Source organism: Actinokineospora sp. NBRC 105648 (assembly GCF_030269645.1).
Lineage (GTDB): Bacteria > Actinomycetota > Actinomycetes > Mycobacteriales > Pseudonocardiaceae > Actinokineospora.
In genome coordinates, this window is the sequence record NZ_BSTR01000006.1 from 247,194 (window position 1) to 256,859 (window position 9,666).

7 protein-coding genes are annotated in these 9,666 nt (G+C 68.5%); 4 read left to right on the forward strand and 3 right to left on the reverse strand.

The window, feature by feature from the left end; genetic code table 11:
• The first annotated feature begins 74 nt into the window (after nucleotides 1–74).
• The 3 genes from QSK30_RS08705 (at nucleotide 75) to QSK30_RS08715 (ending at nucleotide 3,716) form a co-directional block, all read left to right on the forward strand.
• Nucleotides 75–2,516 (forward strand): SdrD B-like domain-containing protein, encoded by a 2,442-nt coding sequence (locus QSK30_RS08705; protein ID WP_285501137.1) that lies wholly within the window; start codon nucleotides 75–77, stop codon nucleotides 2,514–2,516.
• A 435-nt stretch (nucleotides 2,517–2,951) separates the two neighbouring features.
• Entirely contained in the window at nucleotides 2,952–3,188 is a 237-nt protein-coding gene (locus QSK30_RS08710) for a hypothetical protein (RefSeq protein WP_285501139.1), read from the forward strand.
• A gap of 24 nt (nucleotides 3,189–3,212) precedes the next feature.
• Nucleotides 3,213–3,716, forward strand: a complete 504-nt coding sequence (locus QSK30_RS08715; protein ID WP_285501142.1) for a hypothetical protein — start codon at nucleotides 3,213–3,215, stop codon at nucleotides 3,714–3,716.
• A 543-nt stretch (nucleotides 3,717–4,259) separates the two neighbouring features.
• Here QSK30_RS08715 and QSK30_RS08720 read toward each other — a convergent pair.
• Together QSK30_RS08720 and QSK30_RS08725 are read right to left on the reverse strand one after the other, a co-directional pair.
• On the reverse strand, nucleotides 4,260–5,639 hold the full coding sequence (locus QSK30_RS08720; protein WP_285501144.1) for a hypothetical protein: 1,380 nt from the start codon (nucleotides 5,637–5,639) through the stop codon (nucleotides 4,260–4,262).
• A gap of 16 nt (nucleotides 5,640–5,655) precedes the next feature.
• Complete coding sequence (locus tag QSK30_RS08725; RefSeq protein WP_502871806.1) at nucleotides 5,656–6,873, reverse strand: MFS transporter; 1,218 nt, start codon at nucleotides 6,871–6,873, stop codon at nucleotides 5,656–5,658.
• Between the two features lie 179 nt (nucleotides 6,874–7,052).
• Here QSK30_RS08725 and QSK30_RS08730 point away from each other — a divergent pair, with 179 nt between their 5' ends.
• Nucleotides 7,053–7,997, forward strand: coding sequence for a LysR family transcriptional regulator (locus QSK30_RS08730; protein ID WP_285501145.1), 945 nt, complete (start codon nucleotides 7,053–7,055; stop codon nucleotides 7,995–7,997).
• Between the two features lie 341 nt (nucleotides 7,998–8,338).
• Here the strand turns inward: QSK30_RS08730 and QSK30_RS08735 are convergent, their stop codons facing one another.
• Nucleotides 8,339–9,250 carry a phosphotransferase family protein gene (locus QSK30_RS08735; protein WP_285501148.1) on the reverse strand — a complete coding sequence of 304 codons (912 nt, stop codon included), beginning with the start codon at nucleotides 9,248–9,250 and terminating at the stop codon, nucleotides 8,339–8,341.
• Between the last annotated feature and the right edge of the window lie 416 nt (nucleotides 9,251–9,666).

Below are 9,666 nucleotides of genomic sequence, written 5' to 3' on the forward strand. Positions count from 1 at the left end.
GTTCTGGTTGTCTGTGGCGGTTCGCGACGACTTTCCACGAGGGGGACGTGATGCGGCGGGCAACCAGGGGAGTGGTGAGCAGACCGGTGCGGGTCGGCTTGGCCGTCGCCGTACTCGCGTGCGGCGCCATGTCGGGGCCCACGGCGGCGGCCGACGCGGCGGACGGAACCCTGACAGTCCAGGTGTTACGGGACTTCTTCGGCACCGGCGTCATCAACGCGACGATGGACGTGCCGCAGCGGGGCATGGCGGTCGACGTCAGCGACCGCGACGGTCACCACGTCACCGGTACCACCGACGCGACCGGGAAAGTCGTGGTGCCGCCGTTAACCGACCTGGTCGGCGGGCATTATCGAGTGGATGTCACCATTCCGGCGCCGTACAGCGGATATCTGCGCGCCGCGCCCGCGTCGACGGCGACCAACCACTTCGACAGCTTCACCACCTTCGTCGAGGTGTCCGGGGGCAAGGACGACTCGGTGGTCACCGGGGTGTGGAACGCGGCGGACTACACGCTGCCGGACAGCCGGTACTTCGTCCCCGTCCAGAGCGGGGCGAGCGGGACGGACACGCGGGCGTTGGTGGCGTTCGGGGTGAACACCCGGGGCACGTGTCCCGACCAGGTCGCGTGCCCGACGAGCCTGGCCACGCAGGCGCAGCTGGGCACGACTTTCGGCCTGGCGTATGACAAGTACCGCAACCGCCTGTTCCAGAGCGCGTTCGCCCGGCGGCACACCCGGTACGGGCCCGACGGCGGCGACGCGATCCACGCGATCCCGCTCGACGGCGGCGCGCCGACCCTGTTCGCGAAGGTCCAGGGTGCCGCGGTGACGCCGCACGACACGGCCAACCTCAACAAGGACGGGGGTTTCACCGAGGCGCCCGGCAAGGAGAGCATCGGCGGGCTTGCCCTGTCGGAAGACGGTTCCACGCTCTACGCGATGAACCTGCTGACCCGAAACCTGATCACCTTCGACGCGACCGGCGACACCGCCGCGGCGCCGAAGGCCACCGTGCCGGTCCCCGACCCCGGCTGCGCGGCGGCCACCGACTGGCGGCCGTTCACCGTGGCCGCGCACGACGGCACCGTGTACGTCGGCGGGGTGTGCAGCGCGGAGAGCACGCAGGACCGGGCCGACTTGAAGGTCGTCGTCTACGCCTACGACGGCGCGGGCTTCACCGCGGTGCTGACCCAGCGGCTCGACTTCGAGCGCGGCGAGGTCCTGGTCAACGCGACCCCGGACGCGCGGGGCGAGCACTGGAACCCGTGGGACACCCGGCTGTCCACTTGGGACAAGCACGGCGCCGGCTCGCTGATCGACCCGCAGCCGCAGCTGGCCAGTCTCGCGTTCGCGCGGGACGGGTCGATGGTCCTCGGCTTCCGGGACCGGTTCATGGACGCGACGGGCTGGGCCGGGCTGGACCCGCGGCCGGGCAACGACTCCGTGCAGAACGGGTTCTCCGGCGGAGACGTCAACATGGCGTGCGCCAAGCCCACCGGCGGGTACTCCTGGGAGGGCACCGGGGACTGCCCCGACCACACGAAGAACACCGACCACGGCCTGCAGGACGCGGGCGTCGTCGAGTACTTCCCCGGCGACTACTTCGCCCCGCAGGGGCCGACGACGCGCGGACCGCACCAGGAGGCCGCGCAGGGGGCGGTCGCCTACATCCCGCGGCAGCAGTGGGTCGTCAGCACCCAGATGGACCCGACGATCCACGTCGCCACCGGCGGCGCGGGCTTCTACGACATCAAGACCGGCCAGGGCCCCGGCAACAACGCGCCCGCCAACGCCTACGAGTTCGTCGGCGCCAACCAGAACGGCTTCGGCAAGTCGGGCGGCCTCGGTGCCATCGCCTACCAGGCCGCGAACGCCCCCATCCAGATCGGCAACCTCGTCTGGTTCGACGGAGACCACGACGGCGTCCAAGACCCCGGCGACGTCCGCTTGCCCAACGCGACGATCAACCTGTTGGACACCAACGGAAATCAACTCGCCACCACAAAGACCGACGCCGCAGGCGAATACTACTTCGGCGGCGTCGGCGCGACCTACGAACTGACCCGCGGCGCGAAGTACACAGTGCAGTTCAACGTCTGCACAGCGAACACCGACAAGGTCCCCGAACGCCCACCCGCCACCGACCTCCGCTTCACCCTCCCGTTGGTGGCGACCGACCGAGTCCACGACTCCAATGTGGTTCCCCCCACCACAGGCCAACTCTGCAACGGCCTCGCCCCCGTCACCGCCCCCAACACCCCCGGCGAGGTAGACCACACAATCGACGCGGGTGTGTACATCCCCCAGCCCACCCCGACGACAACCCCCACTCCCACGCCCACCAACCCGACGACCACAACCACCACCCCGGCCCCGAGCCCCATCCGCCCACCGGCCCTCCCCAAAACCGGCGTCTCGGGCCTGCCCTGGATGATCGCCACAGGCGTCTTGGCCCTCGGCACGGGCTCCGCCCTACTCTTCGCGAATCGCAAACGGCGCGCCAAGCGCGACTGAGCCCGGGCTCGCTAGTCCGAACCCGGCTGAGCGTCGGTGCCCTGGGGCATCCCGGGGCACCGGAGCAGCCACGGCTGATCGAACTGGGTGGGCTGCTGGCCGAGGACGTTCCAACGGGGGATGGACCGGGTCTGTGTCCGATGGGAGGGTGCGGCCCAGAGTCCGCTGGAGGGCTGCTTGATCTGGTAGCGCGCACTTTCGACCTAGTGGCCGCCTCACCCGGTCCTGAGACGACGCCCCGCTCGGCCGCCGACGGCGTTTCTCACCGGAGGGGTGTCGGCATGCGTCAGCCATGCCGCCCTCGGGCGGTCCCTGATCGGTTCTGCCAGGGCACGATGCAACAGGTCCGGTGAGCACTACTCCAGTGCTCTTGCTGTCCACCCGTCACGGACCGAGCCAGCTACCAGCGATCGCACGCTTGGCTGATCGGGTGAGGTGGAGAGCAACTGGATTGGCGTCGAACTCAGAGGGGATAAGGACCATGTGTTCGTCTTGCCAGGTATCATGTACCGGATGTCCGGCCAAGTCACCGCTACCTCCGACGGCCAAGGCCACACGCGCGTGCGAGGTAGCGTCACGATGGAGATGCGCAAGGTTTACAACTTCGACCCGTGGAAGCACCCGCTCACGCTGCGGGGCAGTGAAACCATGACGATCGACCGGCCGTGGTGATCGGTGACGTGGACAGGTGAGCATGTGCCCGTCAAGACTCGTTGGTTGACCGCCGCCGCGCTCGTCGGCGTGGCGGCGGTGGGTGCGGTGATCCTGTTCTGGCCGAGCGACGAGGCGGATCCGCAGGCGTACCCGGGCAGCGTGTCCGGCTACTCCATCGACGACGCCCAACGCCTGTCGAGGGTGCGCCTGCCGGAGTGCGCCCGGGCGGGCACGCGGTACTTCGTCGACCCGGAGTGGGAACAGAACGTCACGTTCGACTTCGCCGGGACCGCTGACTGCGTGGCCTCGTTCCTGTCCGGTCTGGGAGAGGACAGCGAACACCCGGATTCGGTGTGGCCAGGCACCTCCGGACAGCCGATCCGCCCGCCGGAGGGCTCAGCGATCCCCTGGGTCTTCGCCACGGGGACCCCTGTCGACACCTGGTACACAGTCTTACCCGGCAACTACCGCGAACAGGTGGAGATCGCGGTCGACCGCACGACCCCGACCCCGCACGTCTACATCCGCGCGATCGACCTGGACTAGCTCGGGCCGTGCAGCCAGGCGATGGCGTGGTGTGTCAAGGCATTGGTAGGCCCAGGATGTTGATGCTGTTGGCGGCTTTGCAGCTGGCTCGGTCGAGGACGCTTCGGGCCGTCGCAACCGGCTCGTTTGATGACGCGGCGATTGGTTCACACGCGTCGGTCGGTCAGACCTCGGAATTAGGCGAGGAAGTACAACGAGACTCATCCTGACGAATGTGAGCTTGACTTCTTTCAGCACCGGGCGACCCGCCTACCAAGTCTCGGAGCGCGGTCACCGCATACTTATCTGTACCGGGCCAACCGAGGCTCACCTCGGCGCGCTCGTAGTCGCTCGCGCGCACCGTGCTGCTGCCCCACGACCGGTCACTGCCGCGCGTTTGCAGCACCAGCTTCTTCCGCGAACTCTTCCGAGTCCGTTTCTCTGACGTGAAATCACCGAACCGCTTTACCAGCCAACGCTCTGAGTCGATTACCCGCAGTTTCATGCCTCCTCGCGGCGCCGTTGCTGTTGGTGATCCGACCCGCCTGCGTCAGCTCTCGCCGCTTACCACCGCTGGTTCTTAGATCGCCTGACAAGGGGACGGAACCGGGCCAGTTTCCCGCGATCCGTGCTCGGTGGGGTCCGTACGGCCATCAGTTCGTCGACGACGTCGGCCACCTCCCGGCCGTCCCCGGGGTCGATGGCGCCGGCGATCAGGATCTGGGTGGCCTTTCCCAGCACCGAGCTCCGGTTCTGGTTGTCGACCACCTTGACGCCCGCGGCCCCGATGTGGCGCAGGCTGAGCCCCTGGGCCATTCCGGTCAGCATCATCGTCAACTCGTCGAGGGAGATCCCCGGGCGCAGCGACACACCCCGCGTTTCGATTATCTCCGCGTAAACACCGCGCCAGTACTCGAAAGAGTGCTCGTACACGCCGGCGAGGGCGACCCTGATCTCGTCGTGGAAGTCGGCCAGGCCGGTCATCAGGTACTGGAACCGCGCCGAGGTCTCGTTGGCGTAGAGGACTCTCATGTCCTCGTAGGCGACCTGGTCCACCGCGGCGCTGAAGTCCGCTGTCTCACACAGTTCGGCACGTGTGCTCTCGTCGAGCATCCCGTCGGTCAGCGAGTAGCGATCCCTCAGCACGTACCGGACCAGGTCACCCAGGAAGAGGGGGAGGACATCCCAGCGATCTCGGAGCGTGCCGACCGACGGCTTCGTCGTGGGCCTCTCCGCCTCGGGCACCGCCCCGTAGAGGGCGCGCGCGACCCGCTGGTCACCCCGCGCCTCCCGGAAGATCACTTTGGCCTCGTCGATGACCCGGCTCTTCGTCAGCGTGCCCAGCGGATGGAACGAGCGGCGCTGGGCGTGGACGTTGCCCAGCAGTTCGTTCTCGGCCAGTCGCCGTCCGCCTTCGAGGAATGCCCGGGTCACCGGACTGTTGGCGAGGTCGAGGCCGGTGGAGGTCTTGCGGCTCTTCGTCCGCACGTTGATCGCTATGTCGTCGAGCGGGCCGTCAAACATGGTGTCGAGTATCGCCGATTCCCAGCGCGGTCGGTTCCTCCGCGGCGGAGGAACCGGTGCGGAGGACGCGCGCGTCCCCGATCCGCGCTTCCCTGTGATCACCGACTCTTCAGAGAGGTGATCGCCTTGAACAAGAACCCGCGCAGGCGCCGTCCCGTCCTCGTGATCCAGGCTGTCCTCGTAGTGCTGCAGCTCGTCCTCGTCCTGCTCGAGAGCGCGGCGGCGCTCGCGAGTCTGCTCAGCAACCTGTGGTGACGAGCCGACGCGCCTAGCGCGGCCGGTCGGTGGAGCGGGCGATTCGGTCAGGGTGCGCACCGAGTTGGCCGAATCGCCCGCAGTGACCTCGCCGTCGCCGTGACCGGCTGCCGCCTTGCGACAGGTGCGGCGAATGACCGGCTGTGTCGTCGATTCCGGCCGCAAGCGCGGGCTCTCCGCGTCAGGCTCGTGCCCTGGTCGGGGCCGCCTCCTCGGCCGGTGGCCCCGAGTGCCCGGCTGCCCGCCGCGGCAGCAGGAGGGGCGTGGCGAGGAGCAGGAGCCCGGCCGCGGCGAGGCCCGCTCGCAGTCCGATGAGCTGGCCGAGCAGCACCCACAGCACGGTGACCGCGGCGATGCTGAGATTGCTGGTGATCGACCAGGCGGCGAGCACGCGGGCGTGGCGGCCCGCGTCGGTGTTGGTCAACCGGTAGGTGGCGAAGACGGGGTTGAAGATGCTCATGCAGACGATCAGCCCGAGCTGGGTGGCCATCACGATCAGCAGGCCGGTCACGCCCGGCTGGGTGAACACCAGCCCCAGGGGCCAGAACGCGCGCAGCGCGCCGAAGACCCGCAGCACCCGCTGTTCGCCCCAGCGGTGGGCGACGCGGCGGGCGAGTCGCGACCCGATCAAGCCCCCGACGCACGGAATCGCGAAGGCCAGCCCGTACTGCCAGACCGGGAACCCCAGCTGGGAGAGCATCAGCACCGACAGGAGCGGCTCGCCCGCCATGATCAGGGCGTTGACCAGCATGGTGTTGAGGAAGAGCCTGCGCAGCGTGGGGTGGGCGAGGACGTAGCGCCACCCCTCGACGATGTCGTGCCACCTGGTGGTGCGGTCCGCCTTGCGGTCCGCGGGCCGCTCGGGTTCCCTGATCGCGCCGATGCAGAGCGCGGAGCCGAGGTAGCTCACCGCGTCGACCACCACGGTGACCACCGGTCCCAGCAGCCCGATGGCGGCGCCACCGGCGGGTGGTCCGATGATCGTGGCCGACCAGGTGGTGGACTCGAATCGGCTCGCGGCCACGAGGAGTCGGTCGCCGGGCACGATCGCGTTGAGGTAGGCACCGCTCGCGGCGGTGAAGACGATCTTTGCCGCCGCGACGGCGCTGGAGACCAGCAGGAGCTGCTCGAAGGACAGCACGCCGAGCACGTGGGCGACGGGGATGGACGCCAACGCCCCGAAGCAGGTCAGGTCCATGAAGATCATCACTGGCCGCTTGGCGTGGAACTCGACCCACGGCCCGAGGGGGACCGCCAGCACCGCCCCGACCGCGAGACCGGATGCCGACAACACCGCCACTTCCGCCGTGCCGGCGTTCAGCACCGTGATGGCGACGACCGAGAACGCTCCGAAGCCGACCCAGGTCCCGTAAGCGCTGACCGCGTAGGCCGACCACAACCACCTGAATGAATGGCTGAGGCCGGCCGTCCGCCACATGTTCCGCACTCGCTTCGCTCCCTCATCCCTCGTGACCAGTTCTCCGGTGCCGCGACAGTGAAGCCGGTCGGCAAGGGGCGGCACCAACAACGGGTCAGTCGGTGTGTCACAACTTCTGGTTGTGGTGATAAGTTGCCCCAGTGCATCTCGACGCGGTCCGCACTTTCGTGGTGGTCGCCGAAACCGGAATGGTCCAAGCCGCTGCCGACATTCTGCGAATCACCCAGCAGGCCGCCTCGAAACGGATATCGAGCCTGGAGCGCGAGCTGGGTGTCACGCTCTTCGTGCGCGGTGCCAGGGGCGTCCGGCTCACGGTCGACGGGCAGGCGCTGCTCCCGCACGCCCGCGAGCTCGTTCGCGTCGCCGAACGCGCCGCGGCCGCGGTGACCCCGGGCCGCAGGGCCCTCCGGATCGACGTCGTCAACCGCCGGGGTGCGGTCTCCAACGCCCTGCAGTCGTTCTACCGGCAGTCCCCCCGGATCGAGCTGGACGTCGTGACACTGACCAACATCGACGCCGCGACGGCACTGGCCGAGGTCAGCGCCGGGGCCCTGGACGCCACCTTCAGATCGCTGCGGGACACCGCGGGCAAGGTCGCGACCGGACTCCGGTCGTCCCGCGTCATCGACGAGCGGCACCAACTCCTGGTCGGCCCACGCCACCCGCTGGCGAGGGCCGAGACCGTGACCCCCGCCGATCTCGCCGACCACCCCATCTGGATGCCCGGCATGTCCGACGCGGAACCAATCGGCTACTACGACGACCTCGCGGAGGAGTTCGGCCTCACCATCGACAGGATCGGCCCCAGCTTCGGTGTCGAGGCCCTGCTCGCCGAAATCGCCGACTCGGCAAGGCTCGCAACCTTTGTCGGCGAAGGCGCACAATACCTCTGGCCGGAAAGCTACGACCTACGTCGAATCCCAGTCGTCAACCCGGCCCCGATCTACCCGATGTCCGTGATCTGGCACGCGGACAACCCAGAACCCGTCCTCGCGAGTTTCATAGCGTACCTGGAAGCCAGATGCCGAGCCACGGCAACCGACGACGTGTGGACCCCTGACTGGTCCCCACCACGTTGCGTTTGAGGCCGACGCCGCACAAGCTCAAGATGCGGTTTCCGTGCTGGACAGCGCCAGAGGCGCGGGGCTTCCGTTGACGAGCAGTCCACTTGAGACCATTTGGGACTCTCGAACCCGTTGCGACTTGGGCGTGCTGCTGGGTACGTAGGTCGCAGGTACCGCGGCCGAGGGTGTTCCCGTGTGGCCCAGGCAGGTCATGGCGGCACTGGTCGTGGTGGGCGGGGTCGGCCGACCACGCACCCCGGTGGTCACCGGTGCTGTTGGTCGTCCCGGGGGCGGCCATCTCGTTGCTGGACCAGGGTTGCGAACCCGGTGACCTGTCCAGTGGCGACAGGGTCCGTCGATGCTCAGGACGGGGAGAAGCGGATGCCGAGCGTGGCGAACCGGGTGGCGAGGTCGTCGACCCAGGCGGCCGGGGTGCGGTGGTCGGGCAGGGGAACTCCGGCTTCGCTTCGCCACAGGGCGTCGTCCAGGGTGGTGCGCAGGTGCCAGGCCATGATCCGCTCGACCGACAGGGCGCGGCTGCTGAGGCGCTCGTAGTGCCGCACTGTGGCTGTCAGCAGTTCGCAGTCGGGTCCGGTGGCCGGGAGCGCTCGGAAGTCGTACTCCGGCTCTGCGGCGCTGACGGTCTCGTAGTCGACTACCAAGCATAGGCGGTCTTCGCGCCACACCTGGTTGTCGCCGTGCAGGTCGCCGTGTACCAACGCGGGTGGACACGGTGTGGCCAGGAGTTCGTCGGCCCAGTCGCACCAGTCCGCGACGGTGTGGCGTTGGTCTGGCCGCACCCATCGGCTGAAGCGGGCGCGGATCTGTTCGGTGGTGGCAGTCGCTCGCGGGGTCGGCAAGGTACCGGTTGCCTGCTCGACGCACGCGCGCGTGCCCGGATCGTGCAGTGCCACCAAGAAACGTGCCAGTTGTCTGCCCGCGTGGTCACGGTCGACGGAGTCCACCACGGCGAACAGCGACATCCCCGGAACACGCCTGGTAACCAACAGCACCGGCTCGGTACCGCAGGCGACGACCTCGGGCACGAACGGGATCCGAGCGTCGCCCGCCAGTGTCGACAACACGCTGATCTCATGGGCCAAGCGCCGCGCGGCCGGGGCCGACCAGGCGAACTTCGCGACGAACTCATCACCCACGGCCGCACTCGACGCCCGCCACTGCGGTTCGTCCCGACCCACCAGCTCGGGCAGCACGACCCGAAGCCCGGCCAACCCGGGCGCGACGACCCGCAACGCCTCCGTCAAGGCGTCCACCGAACACTCGGCAAGCCACTCCACGAACCCGATACTCCTCCCCAACGAGGGGTCACGCCACGTGCTCAAGCGGCTGACGCGCCTGCCGACCCGGACGTGATCCCCTGGCCACCCCGCTGTCGCGGCTCCCTGAAGTGCCGGACTTGTCGCAGGCTAGAAAGCCCGGGCGCCACGCGGCAATGTTGGCGCAGAGGCATTCCTGGCCCGGCTCACCGAAGCGCACGCTGTTCGCACGCGTGCGCGACGGTTCCTCGCCTTCGGCGCTGACGTCGAACCACACCGCCGGGCCCTAGGGCCTGTATCGAAGTTGCTGTGACTGCCTGACCTGGATTTTGGCGTTGTCGGGTGTGTCGGTGATCAAGAATGGGCGAGGTCTCCGGTAAAGGGTTCGTCGACCAAGAAGAACCTGAACACCG